Source organism: Microbacterium sp. UBA3486 (assembly GCF_002377845.1).
GTDB lineage: Bacteria > Actinomycetota > Actinomycetes > Actinomycetales > Microbacteriaceae > Microbacterium > Microbacterium maritypicum_A.
This window is the reverse complement of sequence record NZ_DFQP01000060.1, coordinates 1-13209: the sequence shown is the minus strand read 5'-3', so window position 1 is coordinate 13209 and position 13209 is coordinate 1. Positions and strand designations below refer to the sequence as shown.

The following is a 13209-nucleotide window of genomic DNA, read 5'->3' as shown; positions in this document are numbered from 1 at the left end:
TTTCGGCACAGGCGGGCGGGTGTCAGACCAGTTTACCGGCGCGAGAGGTTCCTGCGGTCCACGTTTGCACGATCGTGCGAGAGTAGCCCCATGCGGCGGGTCTGGGTTCGAGAGCTCGCGGGCTGGGTGGGGGCACTGGCCGTGGCGATGATCACGGTGGCGCAGGTCGCTTCATCCGCTCGCGCCGACCTGCTGTTCCGCGATGGAGATTCCCTGGTCGTGGCGATGTTCGCACGATCCGTCCTGTCCGGCGCTCCGCTGGATTGGGCGATGTCCAGCGTGCTGTTCCTGCCCGAGTCTGCTGTGTTCGCCGGCCTCGATGCGGTGCTGCCCGTCGACGTGAACGGATTGCTCACGATCGATGCCGTCATCAACATGCTCGCTCTCTACGGGGCCCTCCGGCTGGTCTCGGGCCGTCGACGCGACGACACCGCCCCGGTCAGCTGGGCGCTCCTCGGGCTCGCGGTCTTCGGCATCTTGGCGATGACCGATGTCTCGGGTTCTCGGGACGCGCTCGAACTCGCCTCCCTGCTGCTCACCACCACGTATTACTGCTCGACGGTGATCGCCGTCGTGCTGTCCGTCGGTCTGGTGCGTCGGGTGATCGACCGCGACGAGGGCGGGACCGGGTCGTTGGTCGCTCTCGGCGCGACGGCCGCCGTCTCCACCCTCTCCAACCCGTTGTTCGCCGCCTGGGCGACGGTTCCGATCGCTCTTCTCCTCGCCGTCATGCTCATCCGGTCGCCTCGACGCACCCGCACGGCGACGATGCTCGTCGTGCTGGTCCTGGGCACCGCGATGGGCTTCCTCGGTCGCATTCCTCTTCGGGCATGGATCGCCAACACCGGAGCCGGCTACGCCCAGCCCGAACTCTGGCCGGAGTCGGCGGGCTACTACGGACCCCTTCTCCTCGCCCGCACGGCGACGCCCGCCGGCATCATCGGCGCCCTGATCGTGCTCGCCCTCATCGCGTCGGCCATCGCGCGCACGGCGCGAGCGGGCGATCCCGGCACGCGGTTCGTCGCGACCGTCGCGTGGGTCACCCCCGTGCTCGTCGCGATCGGCGCGATCGCTCTCGGCACCCACGCCGCCCGGTACCTGCAGCCCCTCGTCTTCGCGCCGGTGCTCGCCGTGGTGGCGGCTCCCCGTGCCTGGCGGGTGCCGCGGCGTGCCGGTGCTCTCCTCGCGGCGGCCGCCACCGTGGTGCTCGTGATCGGCGGCACGTTCAGCGTTCCCCGGCTCGCCACTGCGAGCGCCGCCCCCGATGCCGATCTCGCCTGTGTGACCGACTGGGTCGATGCGTCGGGCCGGGTCGGGGCCGGCCAGTTCTGGACGGTACGCCTACCGAAGCTGCATCTGGAGGATCCCGCCCGTCTCGTGCAGGTCGATCATGAGCTCAACGGCTACGCGTGGCTCGTGAACCGAACGGATTTCGATGTCGGTGAGGTGTCATTCCTCGTGGAGGACGCCCAGACGGTCCCCTGGCGCCTCTCGTCACCGGTCATCCCTGACGAGGTGATCGACTGCGGGCGCTACCGCATCCTCGATTTCGGGGAGAACGGCCTGCCGCTCGGTCCGCAGCGCAGCTGAGCGGGCGCCGCTCAGCGCGGAACGGGGCCGGTGGTCGTGCCGGCGCGGAACACACAGGTGAGATGCTGCGTCTCGCCCGGTTCTCCGCGGAGCATGCGGGCGACCTGCTCCCCCGCCGCGCGACCCTTCTCGACCGCCGGTTGCACGCTGGTGGTGAGGGTGAGATCCCCGAAGCCGTCGAGCGGGATCCCGTCGAAACCGGCGACCGAGAGGTCCTCGGGCACGCGGAGCCCCAGTTCCTCGGCCGCTCGGATCACCCCGACCGCGAGCAGGTCGCTCTGGGCGAGCACGGCCGTCGGGCGGGTGGCGGGGTCGGTCAGAAGCATCCGTCCGACCAGCACGCCCTCGTCGATGAGGCTGCCGGACGCCGAGATCGCCGGCGCATCGGGGAACACCTGACGCATCCCCTCGAGGCGATGCACCGAGACGTCGACGGTCGCGTTCGCGATCCGTTCGGGGGTCACCAGTGCCCGTTCCCGTTCGCTGTCGAGCGAGAGCGTGACCAGCGCCACGTCGCGGTGACCGAGGTCGTGGACGTGCCGCGCGACGTCGGCGGACGCTGCGACGTTGTCGAGCGTGATGCGGGGGATATCCTCACCGGCATCTCCTTCGATCACGACCACCGGCAGACCACGGCCGACGACCACCTCGAGCGAGGCCTTCGTGCGCCCCGAGCATCCGATCAGGACGAAGGCATCGACGGGGGCGTTCGTGATGGCGGCCCCCTCCTCCCCCGGTTCGTCGCGCATCAGGAGGATGCCCGCACTGAGGTCGGCGAGACCGTCGGTGAGGCCGTCCATCATGGCCGTCGTCACCGGATCGAGGAATGCCGCGCGCAGATGCCCCTCGAGAACGACGGCGACGATGCCGCTGCGTCCGCGACGCAGCGACGCCGCGCGGGGATCCGGACCCGCGTATCCGAGGTCCGACGCCGCGGTGAGCACACGCTCCCGCGTGGCGGCCGCCACATTCGCCTTGCCGCTGAAGACGACCGAGGCGGTGGACGTCGCCACGCCCGCCTCACGTGCGACGTCGGCGATCGTGGGCCGACGCGGCGTCTCCTGACTGCTCATACTTCGAGGATAGCTCCCCACGGTTCCCTTCGGTCGAATCGATTCGATAGGCTGTCCGGCATGGAAACAGCCCTCTCCCGTTCGCAGTTCGTGCGCTGGCGCGCGGCGATCTTCGCCATCTTCCTCGCGAGCGGGCTGTCGATCGCCACCTGGGCGTCGCGCGTACCCGGTATCAAGGAGGCGCTGGGGCTCGACAACGCGCAGGTCGGCCTCATCCTGCTCGGCATGGGCGTGTCATCGATCATCGGCATCTCGACAGGTCCCGCCGTGATGGCGCGCCTCGGTGCCCGGCGGGGCATGCTCCTGACGATGCTGATGTTCGCATCCGGGATCGTCCTCGTGGGCCTCGGGGCCAATGTGTTCGGCTCCGTTCCCTTCGTCATCATCGGCATGGTGCTGTTCGGGTTCGGCAACGGATCGGTCGACGTGATGATGAACGTCGAAGCCACGGCGATCGAGCAGCAGATGGGCCGCACGATCCTGCCGGTCTTCCACGCATTCTTCAGCTTCGGCACGGTCATCGGCGCGGGAATCGGCGCCCTCGCGGCGCAGCTCTCCATCAACGTCGCCACCCACGCCGCGGTCATGGGTGCGCTGATCGCCGTGATCGCGATCGTCTGCTTCTTCCAGGTGCCGGTGCGCGAGGCCGCCCTCGATCCCGCGGCGCACGAGAAGCCGGCCTTCCGTGCACGCATGCACACCGCGCTCGAGGCATGGCGCGAACCGCGCACCTATCTGATCGGCGTGGTCATGCTCGGCATGTCATTCGCCGAGGGCGGCGCCAACGACTGGATCGCCCTGGGCACCGAGCAGGGGCACGGCTTCGCCGAGGGTACCGGCGCCGTGTCGCTCGCCGTGTTCTCGGTGGGCATGACCGTCGTGCGTCTGTTCGGAGGTCCGCTCGTCGACCGCTTCGGCCGCGTGCTGGTGCTGCGCATCCTCGCGGTCGCGGCGGCATCGGGCATCCTGCTCTTCATCCTCGCGCCCACCTTCCCGCTCGTGCTCGTCGGGGCGGCGCTCTGGGGCGTCGGCGCTTCCCTCGGCTTCCCGCTCGGCATGTCGGCGGCGGCCGACGATCCGGCAAAGGCAGCGGCCCGGGTGAGCGCTGCGGCCACGATCGGCTACATCGCGTTCCTGGGTGGACCTCCCGTGCTCGGCGTCATCAGCGAGCACATCGGTCTGCTCAACACGCTGTTCATCCTGGTCGCACTGGTCGTGATGTCCGGGCTGTTCTCCGGCGCCGCGCGCCCGCTCCGCGACGACGAGAAGACGCCGGCCGCGACGACTCCACAGGGCTGACCACGGCGGCGGGCTGACCACGGCGGCGGGGTGATCACGGCGGCGGAGTGATCACGGCGGCGGAGTGAGGTTCAGTCCTCGCCACCGCGGACGAGCGCTGCCGCGTGTGAACGGCTGCGCGCGCCGAGCTTGGTGAGCACATTCGAGACATGAGTCTTGACCGTCGGCACCGAGATGCACAGCCGTGCGGCGAGTTGAGCGTTCGACCACCCCTGCAGGATCCCCTCGAGCACCTCCTGCTCCCGGCCGGTCAGATTCGCGAGCCTCCCCGCATCCGGCATCGGCACGGGAAGCGCGGCGTTCTCGGCGACGGCGGCGAGCGCACGTCTCGTCACCCGCGGATCCAGAGCGCCGTCGCCCGCAGCGACCGCGCGGACAGCCTGCCCGAGGGTAGGGGCGTCCACCGTCTTGAGCAGGAATCCGACGGCCCCGGCACGGATGGCCCCGAACACGAGGTCGTCCTCGTCGAAGCTCGTCAGGACCAGGACGTCGCCGAGACCGCGCTCGACGATCTCTCTGGTGGCCGAGATCCCGTCCCGCCCCGGCATCCGCACATCCATGAGCACGACGTCCGGGCGCAGTGCCGCGGCGTTGCGGACAGCGACCTCACCATCCGCGGCCTCTCCGACCACCGTGATGCCCTGTGTCTCGAGCATGATGCGCAGGCCCGCCCTGATCGCGCTGTGATCGTCGGCCAGCAGCACGGTCGGCGCCGTCATGGCCGCACCTCCATCGGGATGCGCCCCTCGACCGCCCATCCGCCCGGGGTCGGCCCCGCGGAGAAGACGCCGTCCAACGCGCCGACGCGTTCCCGGAGCATCTGCAGCCCCCAGCCTTCGTCGCCGTGTGCAGCAGCGCGGCTGGGCGCACCGCCACGCGAGCGCACCTCGACCCGCACCTCGGAGTCCTGCTCCTGAACCGTGATGCCGACGACGGCACCGCTCGCATGGCGGATGCAGTTGTTCAGCGCCTCGCGCACGATGCGAATGACGGCCTGCTCGCGTGCCGCACCGATGTCCTCGATGTCATCGACGACGAGATGCACGACGAGCCCTGCCCGCTCAGCCTCCTGCACGATTCCGCCGAGATCCGCCCAACGGGGTGCAGGAGCCAGAGTCCCGTCGCCGCGACGGAGCACCGAGATCATGGATCGCAGCGCACCATGAGCATCGAGTCCCGCGTCGCGCACAGCCTGCAGGGCTTCTCGATCCCTGGCACGGTCGGGTGCGGACGACAACGCCGCTTCGGCACGGATCGCCATCGCCATCACGTGACCGGCGACGACATCGTGCAGCTCTCTCGCCATCGTCTCGCGCTCACGCTGCACCGCTTCGACGCGGTCCCGCTTCGCGGCGGCGGCGGCCTCTTCCGCTCGCTGACGATGCAGCTCGGCGAGTTCGTGGGCCTGGGAGACCGCCACCGCCCACCAGTAGTCGGTGCCGAAGATCGCGCCGAACTGCACGCCGATGAGGAAGGCCACGGCGAACGGCACGTCGGTGAAGAGCCAGGCGGCGAGGAAGAAGATGATCGTCGATGCACCCAGCAGGAGGAGCAGCACCCGCCTCCCCTGCGGCCCCGCCAGGAACGCCGCCGTCCACAACACATCCAGCAGCACCACGAGCGTGCCGATGCCGCCGACGGTGAGCAGATCGACCACGAAGAGGAGCGTGACCAACGCGAGGACCGTCACGGGCATACGCCGCTTGACGAGGGCGAGCGCGCAAGCGGGAAGCGCGAGGGCCAGTGCCCACCACGGCGAGACGGAGGTCCCGAGGATCGAGAACGGACCCCAGATGCCGCGGAACCCGAAGCCCGCCATGACGACCGCGAGGATCGCCATCCCGAGCGGATCCGCCCACCAGCGGTGCCGGCGGTACCAGGCTCCGAACCCGCCTTCGACCTGCTCGTGCATGCCCTCATGCAACCACGGCGCGCGCGCTCGCGCATCCGACGAAGGGATGAGGGAGCCGAAGGAGACGCTACTTTCGCCCGATCCGCAGCCGTCCCCCGTTCCGTGAACGTGGAGACATGGAACTCTTCGGCGGCCTGCCGCTTCCCCTCTCCCTCGCCCTCCTGGCGCTGATCGATGGGCTGAGCGTCGGCACTCTCCTCATCCCCGTCTTCCTGCTCCTGCATCCGGGGCGGGTGCGCGCCGGACGCATCCTGCTGTATCTGGTGACGATCGCCGCGTTCTACCTGCTCGTCGGGCTCCTCTTCCTCTGGGGGCTGGTGAATCTCGTCGACGTGGCGTCCGACTTCCTGGCCTCGCCCGCCGGCCTGGTCATCCGCCTGCTCGTCGGAGGAGCGCTCCTCATCACGGCCTTCGTGATGCCGACCGGTGACAAGCGCGCCAAGCCCACGTCGACGACCCCCACGTCGGGACCCACGACCCCGCAGGTCTCGGCGTGGACGGGGATGCCGACGAGGTCGGCTGCGCACAGCTCGTCGATGACGACACCACCCCCTCCGGCTCCCCCGATGACGACGGACGCCGCGCCGCGCCCCGGTCGCATCACCCGGTGGCGCGAGCGACTGCTCGACCCGCGCACTCGCGGGACCGCCGTGATGGCCGTCGCGATCGCCGCCGGGCTTGTCGAGATCGCCACCATGCTCCCGTATATCGTCGCGATGACGATGCTGGCGGATGCGGGGATCGACACTCCGCTGCGTGTGCTGTCGCTCGTCGGGTACTGCGCGCTGATGATCCTGCCCGCTGTCGTGCTGCTCGTCCTGCGCCTGGTCGCCGCTCCCCTGGTGCAGCGGCCGCTCGAACGCTTCGCGGCTTGGATGGAGCGCACCGGCGCGGAGAACACCGCCTGGATCATCGGCATCATCGGATTCCTCATCGCCCGCTCCGCCGCCACCGAGCTCGGTCTCTTTCAGGCGATCGGGTCGTTCCTCGACCGATGACCGCCGCGCCCACCGCCTGCGACCGCGCAGCACTCCCGACGAAGTAGGCTCGACGGGTGCGTCTCGTCATCGCCCGCTGCTCGGTCGACTACACCGGTCGGCTCAACGCCCATCTCCCGCTTGCCACGCGTCTGCTCGTGCACAAGGGAGACGGGAGTCTGCTCGTGCACTCCGACGGCGGCAGCTACAAGCCGCTGAACTGGATGAGCCCGCCGTGCTCGCTCTCGAGCGAGACCCCCGGCGAGGAAGAAGCCAGCGCCGGCGTCGTCGAGGTCTGGCGCGTCACCCACAAGAAGACCGGTGATGCGCTGCGCGTGCAGATCTACGAGATCATCCACGACACCTCCCACGAGCTGGGTATCGACCCCGGGCTGCAGAAGGACGGCGTCGAGGCCGACCTGCAGCGGCTGCTCGCCGAACAGGTGGACCGCATCTCCGAGGGCGCGACGCTCGTACGCCGCGAGTACCCGACGGCCATCGGGCCCGTCGACCTGCTGGTGCGCGATGCCGACGGCGCCGCGATCGCGGTCGAGATCAAACGCCGCGGCGACATCGACGGCGTGGAGCAGCTGACCCGCTATCTCGAACTGCTGGGCCGCGACCCGCACCTCTCCCCCGTGCAGGGCGTCTTCGCCGCGCAGGAGATCAAGCCTCAGGCACGCGTGCTCGCCGAGGATCGCGGTATCCGCTGCCTGGTGCTCGACTACGACGACATGAAGGGCATCGAGTCGGGCATCCCCCGACTGTTCTGAGGCGTCACCTCTCAGCGCGCGGCGATGAGCCGGGGTGTCGGCCCCTCCAGGCGCGCGATCGCGATCTTCACCTCGAAGATCTGCTGCTCGACGCGATCGAAACGCGCATCGGACTTCGTCTCCATCGTGTCGAACCGGGTATCGAACTTCGCATCCTGGGCATCGCACCGGACATCGATTTTCGCGTCCAGGGCATCGCACCGGGCATCGAACTTCGTCTCCATCGCATCGCACCGGACATCGATTTTCGCGTCCAGGGCATCGCACCGCGCATCGAACTTCGTCTCCATCGCATCGCACCGCGCATCGAACTTCGTCTCCATCGCATCCCACCGCGCATCGAACCTTGCATCCTGCGCCGCGAATCGCGCGTCCATCCGGTTGATCATCCAGCCGAAACCGCTGATGATCGCCACCAGGAGCGTCACTGCTGTCGCCAGCATCGTGATGACTTCCACCGACACGTACATGCCCCCCATTCTCGCCCGCGTATCCGCCGATGTCACGACCTTATATGGGGACAGACGGTGCCCACATGAGGTGTGCACAAGCTTTTGCGTTGCACACCTGTGCAGGAAGAGCGGACACCCTCCGTCCGGCCCATAGGCTGGAGAGATGCCTCACTCCCCCTACTCCTGCGTGCTGTGGGACGTCGACGGCACCATCGTCGACGCGTCCGTCGGCATCCTCCGCCGGCTCAATGTCGCGCTGACCCACTTCGGCCGACCGGCGCCGACCCGCGAAGAGCTGGTGCACTGGATCGGTCCCCCCATGTTCCAGTCCTTCCAGGATCAGGCCGGAATGACGCCGGAGCAGTCCGCCGAGGCGGTCGCCTTCTACCGCACCCTCGGCAAGGCCGACGGCTACACCACCGACGTCGCGACCTACCCGGGAGTGGTCGACCTCATCCACGAGCTGCACGCCGCCGGAGTGCCCCAGGCGACGGCCAGCTCGAAGCCCGAGAACCAGGTCGACGCACTGGTCGACCACTTCGGTCTGCGCCCTGCATTCCTGACGACCGTCGGGGCGACCCCGGATGAGTCGACCCTCGCCTCGAAGACCGACATCGTGGCAGAGGCTCTTCGTCGGCTGCGCGAGCTCGGCGCCGACACCTCGCGTCCCGTCCTGGTCGGAGACCGGCACCACGACGTCGAGGGTGGCAACGCCAACGGCGTTCCCGTGATCTTCGTCGAGTGGGGGTTCAGCGATTCGCACGAGGGCGACGAGGCCGCGTTCCGTGTCTCCTCGGTCGAAGAGCTGCGTGCGCTGCTGATCTCCTGATCGCCCTCATCATCGCTCAGAAAGCACAGAACTCCCCTCCGGATGACGCATCGGGGACGCGATCCGGTGGGGAGTTCGGTGTCTCGCCCGTCTCAGACGGGGCGAATGTTCTCTGCCTGCAGGCCCTTCGGACCCTGCGCCACATCGAACTCGACTCGCTGGTTCTCTTCGAGAGACCGGTAGCCGGATGACTGGATGGCGGAGTAGTGCGCGAAGACGTCAGCGCCTCCGTCGTCGGGGGAGATGAAGCCGAAGCCCTTCTCCGAGTTGAACCACTTAACCGTGCCCTGGGTGCTCATGTACTGCCTGTTCTGCTGGTGAAGAAGCCGACGCAGGGATGCCCCGACATCGCTAACGCTAGTGGAGGAGGCCCTGAGCGGAATAGCCGCCGCAAGAAGGTAATCCAAATGTTGCACGAGCGGCATCCGGCCGTCATCGGCGCGAGCGCGGGAGCGGACGCACGAGAACGCCCAGAAAATGGTGTGGCCCTCACCGCGGGGGGAGCGATGAGGGCCGAAGACGACCGGAGGGTGCGTCAGAGACAGCTTAGCCCCTTTTCGATGCTCTTGTCCCCCTTTTGGGGGACAAATCTGAACTTCTCTGCGAGACGAACGACAGCGGCCCCCTCGAGTAGCCCATTGGGGACTGAACTACTCGAGAGGGCCCAATCGCATGCACGGATCGTCTGCCCCTGGGGTGGGCCACCGTCTCCTGGGGAGAGACGTCGACGATCGATCCCCATGTGCACGCACCTTCACCATAGGGGAGGATCCGCGTTCTCGCCACGGACTTTCATCGGCGCGCGAGTAGCCTGATCCGGTGACTCTGCTCAACAAAGACATGACGCTGTGCATCTCGCTGTCGGCACGCCCGAGCAACAACGGAACACGCTTCCACAATCATCTCTACGAGGCGCTCGGCCTGAACTGGATCTACAAGGCGTTCGCGCCGACCGACCTCTCGCAGGCCATCGCAGGCGTCCGGGGTCTCGGCATCCGTGGGTGCGCGATCTCCATGCCGTACAAGGAAGAGGTCATCGCGCTCGTCGACCGGATGGATCCCTCGGCGAGCGCCATCGACTCCGTCAACACGATCGTCAACGACGACGGCGTGCTCACGGCCTACAACACCGACTACTCCGCGATCGCGCAGCTCATCGCACGCGGAGGCCTCGATCGCACGGCCTCGGTGCTGCTGCGTGGATCGGGAGGCATGGCGAAGGCCACGGCCGCCGCGTTCCGCGACGCCGGCTTCACGCGAGTGACGATCGTCGCCCGGAATGAGGCGAACGGGCGCCCCCTTGCCGACTTGTACGGCTTCGCCTGGACCGCTGGGCTCGACGACGCCAGGGCCGACATCCTGGTCAATGTCACGCCGATCGGCATGGCCGGGGGCGCGGAAGAGCACACGCTCTCGTTTTCGGAAGAGGCGATCGGGGCGGCATCCGTCGTCTTCGACGTGGTGGCCCTCCCCGCGGAGACACCTCTCATCGCTGCGGCTCGCGGGGCTGGCAAGACGGTGATCACGGGGGCGGAGGTCGCGACCCTGCAGGCACTGGAGCAGTTCGTGCTCTATACGGGCATCCGTCCGTCGGCGGAGCAGGTGCGCGCGGCGGAGGAGTTCATGCGAGCCGGAAACGCCTGACGACTGCCCCCGCACGCAGCCGGAAGCGACGAGCTGTCGGGCACACGCTCCATCTTCGTTCCGGCGCCGATAAGCGATGTGCGGGAGCTTGTCTCATCGGCAGGCCGCATTCCCGAGTGGGAGCCGGGCCGTGGGCACGATCGATGCCACGCTCGAACGCTCGGCAGATCGCGTTCGGCCGGTGGGCGGGCATCTCACGCAGCGCGGATGTGCCCGCCCATGGGTCGAACCGGCTCAGCCCTTCGCGCCCTTGCGGGGCTTGATGAACTCGGCCGGTGCGTTCTTCTCCCGCTTGGCAGCTCGCTTCTCCTTGAGCGAGAGCTGCGGCGCCTTCTTACTGTCGCGACCCTGGATGGACTTTCCGGACATGGTTACTCGCTTCCCCTTCGGTGGCTGGCGTAACCTCCGACCATAGCCCGGAACCAGGGGAAGTCAAATTTCCCGCTGAACGGGAAAAATCTTCGTCGCCAGGCTCATGCCGTTTTCGGAATATTCATTGAAACATCTCATGCGCGACACATTGCGACGGCGCCCGCCACAAGCCCTGGCGACCCCCGGGAATCCGCCGAGGAAGAACCCGAGCAGGCGGCGAGGCGAACGGGTTTGTTACCCTGGGAGCGGAACAACGACGGAGGACGACCTCCGACGGAGAGACAGACCGGGGACGACCCCGACAGGAGTCTCCCGTGAACCACTCGTCCACCTGGCCCCTCTGGGTCGTATCCCGCGAACCTCGGGCCGCACGCGCCACGCTCGTGCTGTGCTTCGTCTCGTTCTCCATGGTCAGCGCGGCAGCACTGTCCGTCGGCGTGCGCGGGATCTGGCTGGAACTCCTCCTCTCGGCGGGATTCCTCGTCTGGGCCACTGCGCAGTGGGTCTGCGTCGAGCGTCGTCGACATCGAGAATCGGCGTTCCGCCGCGACGTCGAGCGGTACATCCACGCGCTCTCCCGCTCCTCCGCTCCGGAGTGACGCCACCGCCGTCGATCGCCGGCCATCCGCCGCGAACGCCGCGTACCATCAGATGCAGTGCGCTGAGAAAGCGCTGCGATCGGGACGACCCGGTCGTGGTCACCACTCGGGGACGGCCCCAGCTCGAAGGAGTCCGGCGATGTCACGCACGGAACGGAAGCAATTGATCGGCGTCACGGACATCGTCCGCGTCGTCCTGGGATGGGGAGCGTTCGGGGCCCTCCTCCTTCTCCAACCGGTGCTGGCACCTCCAGTGCCCGGGCCGGTCCTCATCATCGCGCTCGGAGCGATCATCGCGGTGATCCTCATCTGCGCCTTCGGGGTCGTGAAGCAGGCCGAGGCCCTCGCGCATCGGCTCGGCGATCCCTACGGCTCGCTCGTGCTGACGCTGTCGATCGTCCTGATCGAAGTCATCCTGATCTCGGCGGTCATGCTCGGTCCGGGAGAGCACGCCACCATCGCGCGCGACTCGGTCATGGCCGTCGCGATGATCATCCTGAACCTCGTCATCGGACTCGCGCTCCTGCTCGGTGGTCTCCGCCACCGCGGAATGGCCCACAATCGCACCGGCACCTCGGCGTATCTGTCGATGCTGGTCGTGCTCGTCGCACTCGCATTCGGCCTCCCCGCCCTCATCGGCACGGACGGCTCGTACACGACCGCGCAGGAGATCCCGATCATCGTGCTCACCCTCGTGCTCTACGCCTTCTTCCTCTACCGGCAGATGGGTGCCCAGGCGAGTGACTTCACCGAAGTCGACCCGCGCATGCTGGAGACCACTCCGCACCGGGCGAAGGCGGAGGCGGGTGGCGGGATCCGCGAGGTTCTCGCGGAGCATCGCACCGAGGTGCTCGTGCGTCTCGCGCTCCTGGTGGTGACCGTGATCCCCATCGTGCTCCTGTCGCATGACATGGCGGCGCTCCTGGACGACGGCCTGGGACGTCTCGGTGCCCCTGTCGCCCTCGCCGGCGTGCTCATCGCGGGCATCGTCTTCCTGCCGGAGTCGATCACCGCGGTGCGTGCCGCGCTCGGGGGAGAAGCCCAGCGCGTCAGCAACCTGTGCCACGGCGCCCTCGTGTCGACCGTGGGGCTGACCATTCCTGCGGTGCTGATCATCGGCATGTTCACCGGTCAGACCGTCGTTCTGGCGGAGTCGCCGGCGAACCTGCTGATGCTGGGCGTGACACTGCTGCTGTCGGTGACGACGTTCGCCGCGAAGCGGGTGACCGCCATGCACGGCGCCGCGCACCTGGTGACGTTCGCGGTCTACCTGGTGGTGCTCTTCAGCTGATCCTGGGTCGGTGGGGCGATGGACCTCCACCGACCCCACCCCTCTTCTCGCGTGATATTTTTGGCATAGGCCAAAAGTCAATCACCGCCGGAATCCGGCACAGGAGGGAGCATCATGTCCACGAAGATCGCCATCAACGGCTTCGGCCGCATCGGTCGCAACTACTTCCGGGCCCTGCTCGCGAAGCACTCGGATCTTGAAGTGGTCGCGGTCAACGACCTCACCGACACGCGCACGCTCGCCCATCTGCTCAAGTACGACGCGGCGAACGGCACCCTGCCCGGACCTGTGAAGCACGACGACGCGCACCTGTTCGTCAACGGTCAGGCGATCCGCGTGTTCTCGGAGCGCGATCCACTCCGCCTTCCCTGGACAGACCTCGGCGTCGACATCGTGAT

At 68.0% G+C, this 13209-nt stretch carries 15 protein-coding genes; 9 read left to right on the top strand and 6 right to left on the bottom strand.

Annotated elements, in window-relative coordinates:
- Nucleotides 1-90 precede the first annotated feature (90 nt).
- Entirely contained in the window at nucleotides 91-1590 is a 1500-nt protein-coding gene (locus B2869_RS08575) for a hypothetical protein (protein WP_292765081.1), read from the top strand.
- 11 nt (nucleotides 1591-1601) lie between these two features.
- Here the strand turns inward: B2869_RS08575 and B2869_RS08570 are convergent, their stop codons facing one another.
- The gene (locus B2869_RS08570; RefSeq protein WP_029268278.1) at nucleotides 1602-2663 is read right to left on the bottom strand and encodes a LacI family DNA-binding transcriptional regulator; all 1062 of its coding nucleotides are present in this window, start codon (nucleotides 2661-2663) and stop codon (nucleotides 1602-1604) included.
- A gap of 60 nt (nucleotides 2664-2723) precedes the next feature.
- Here B2869_RS08570 and B2869_RS08565 point away from each other — a divergent pair, with 60 nt between their 5' ends.
- Nucleotides 2724-3962 carry an MFS transporter gene (locus B2869_RS08565; protein WP_292765074.1) on the top strand — a complete coding sequence of 413 codons (1239 nt, stop codon included), beginning with the start codon at nucleotides 2724-2726 and terminating at the stop codon, nucleotides 3960-3962.
- Nucleotides 3963-4033: 71 nt separating this feature from the next.
- Here the strand turns inward: B2869_RS08565 and B2869_RS08560 are convergent, their stop codons facing one another.
- Both B2869_RS08560 and B2869_RS08555 read right to left on the bottom strand, forming a co-directional pair.
- Nucleotides 4034-4681, bottom strand: a complete 648-nt coding sequence (locus tag B2869_RS08560) for a response regulator transcription factor (RefSeq protein WP_136024334.1) — start codon at nucleotides 4679-4681, stop codon at nucleotides 4034-4036.
- On the bottom strand, nucleotides 4678-5874 hold the full coding sequence (locus B2869_RS08555; RefSeq protein ID WP_292765069.1) for a sensor histidine kinase: 1197 nt from the start codon (nucleotides 5872-5874) through the stop codon (nucleotides 4678-4680). Before B2869_RS08555 ends, B2869_RS08560 begins: the two co-directional genes overlap by 4 nt.
- Before the next feature lie 116 nt (nucleotides 5875-5990).
- Between B2869_RS08555 and B2869_RS08550 the strand changes: the two genes are divergently transcribed.
- Nucleotides 5991-6872 (top strand): GAP family protein, encoded by an 882-nt coding sequence (locus B2869_RS08550; protein WP_292765066.1) that lies wholly within the window; start codon nucleotides 5991-5993, stop codon nucleotides 6870-6872.
- 56 nt (nucleotides 6873-6928) lie between these two features.
- A complete protein-coding gene (gene nucS, locus B2869_RS08545) occupies nucleotides 6929-7624 on the top strand; it encodes an endonuclease NucS (RefSeq protein WP_021200066.1) in 696 nt (231 codons plus the stop codon).
- Nucleotides 7625-7635: 11 nt separating this feature from the next.
- On the opposite strand, the gene B2869_RS08540 is transcribed toward nucS, so the two are convergent.
- Entirely contained in the window at nucleotides 7636-8094 is a 459-nt protein-coding gene (locus B2869_RS08540; protein ID WP_292765061.1) for a response regulator, read from the bottom strand.
- 145 nt (nucleotides 8095-8239) lie between these two features.
- On the opposite strand from B2869_RS08540, the gene B2869_RS08535 reads away from it, so the two are divergent.
- Nucleotides 8240-8905, top strand: a complete 666-nt coding sequence (locus tag B2869_RS08535; RefSeq protein ID WP_029259501.1) for an HAD hydrolase-like protein — start codon at nucleotides 8240-8242, stop codon at nucleotides 8903-8905.
- Between the two features lie 92 nt (nucleotides 8906-8997).
- Here the strand turns inward: B2869_RS08535 and B2869_RS08530 are convergent, their stop codons facing one another.
- Nucleotides 8998-9204: a cold-shock protein gene (locus B2869_RS08530; RefSeq protein WP_017203899.1), complete on the bottom strand. Its 207-nt coding sequence runs from the start codon at nucleotides 9202-9204 to the stop codon at nucleotides 8998-9000.
- A gap of 520 nt (nucleotides 9205-9724) precedes the next feature.
- On the opposite strand from B2869_RS08530, the gene B2869_RS08525 reads away from it, so the two are divergent.
- Nucleotides 9725-10549, top strand: coding sequence for a shikimate 5-dehydrogenase (locus tag B2869_RS08525; protein WP_292765055.1), 825 nt, complete (start codon nucleotides 9725-9727; stop codon nucleotides 10547-10549).
- Between the two features lie 234 nt (nucleotides 10550-10783).
- On the opposite strand, the gene B2869_RS08520 is transcribed toward B2869_RS08525, so the two are convergent.
- Nucleotides 10784-10918 carry a hypothetical protein gene (locus B2869_RS08520; RefSeq protein ID WP_017829963.1) on the bottom strand — a complete coding sequence of 45 codons (135 nt, stop codon included), beginning with the start codon at nucleotides 10916-10918 and terminating at the stop codon, nucleotides 10784-10786.
- A 317-nt stretch (nucleotides 10919-11235) separates the two neighbouring features.
- On the opposite strand from B2869_RS08520, the gene B2869_RS08515 reads away from it, so the two are divergent.
- The 3 genes from B2869_RS08515 to B2869_RS08505 all read left to right on the top strand — a co-directional run.
- On the top strand, nucleotides 11236-11520 hold the full coding sequence (locus tag B2869_RS08515; RefSeq protein WP_029259499.1) for a hypothetical protein: 285 nt from the start codon (nucleotides 11236-11238) through the stop codon (nucleotides 11518-11520).
- Nucleotides 11521-11659: 139 nt separating this feature from the next.
- Nucleotides 11660-12811 carry a calcium:proton antiporter gene (locus B2869_RS08510; RefSeq protein ID WP_292765050.1) on the top strand — a complete coding sequence of 384 codons (1152 nt, stop codon included), beginning with the start codon at nucleotides 11660-11662 and terminating at the stop codon, nucleotides 12809-12811.
- Nucleotides 12812-12925: 114 nt separating this feature from the next.
- Nucleotides 12926-13209: glyceraldehyde 3-phosphate dehydrogenase NAD-binding domain-containing protein (locus B2869_RS08505; RefSeq protein WP_292765047.1), on the top strand; the 284-nt coding region annotated here is incomplete at its 3' end.

Bases quoted from the DNA above. Each gene is read 5' to 3' on its own strand.
- B2869_RS08575 (WP_292765081.1), top strand. From the start codon at position 91: ATGCGGCGGGTCTGGGTTCGAGAGCTCGCGGGCTGGGTGGGGGCACTG.
- B2869_RS08570 (WP_029268278.1), bottom strand. From the start codon at position 2,663: ATGAGCAGTCAGGAGACGCCGCGTCGGCCCACGATCGCCGACGTCGCA.
- B2869_RS08565 (WP_292765074.1), top strand. From the start codon at position 2,724: ATGGAAACAGCCCTCTCCCGTTCGCAGTTCGTGCGCTGGCGCGCGGCG.
- B2869_RS08560 (WP_136024334.1), bottom strand. From the start codon at position 4,681: ATGACGGCGCCGACCGTGCTGCTGGCCGACGATCACAGCGCGATCAGG.
- B2869_RS08555 (WP_292765069.1), bottom strand. From the start codon at position 5,874: ATGCACGAGCAGGTCGAAGGCGGGTTCGGAGCCTGGTACCGCCGGCAC.
- B2869_RS08550 (WP_292765066.1), top strand. From the start codon at position 5,991: ATGGAACTCTTCGGCGGCCTGCCGCTTCCCCTCTCCCTCGCCCTCCTG.
- B2869_RS08540 (WP_292765061.1), bottom strand. From the start codon at position 8,094: ATGTACGTGTCGGTGGAAGTCATCACGATGCTGGCGACAGCAGTGACG.
- B2869_RS08535 (WP_029259501.1), top strand. From the start codon at position 8,240: ATGCCTCACTCCCCCTACTCCTGCGTGCTGTGGGACGTCGACGGCACC.
- B2869_RS08530 (WP_017203899.1), bottom strand. From the start codon at position 9,204: ATGAGCACCCAGGGCACGGTTAAGTGGTTCAACTCGGAGAAGGGCTTC.
- B2869_RS08520 (WP_017829963.1), bottom strand. From the start codon at position 10,918: ATGTCCGGAAAGTCCATCCAGGGTCGCGACAGTAAGAAGGCGCCGCAG.
- B2869_RS08510 (WP_292765050.1), top strand. From the start codon at position 11,660: ATGTCACGCACGGAACGGAAGCAATTGATCGGCGTCACGGACATCGTC.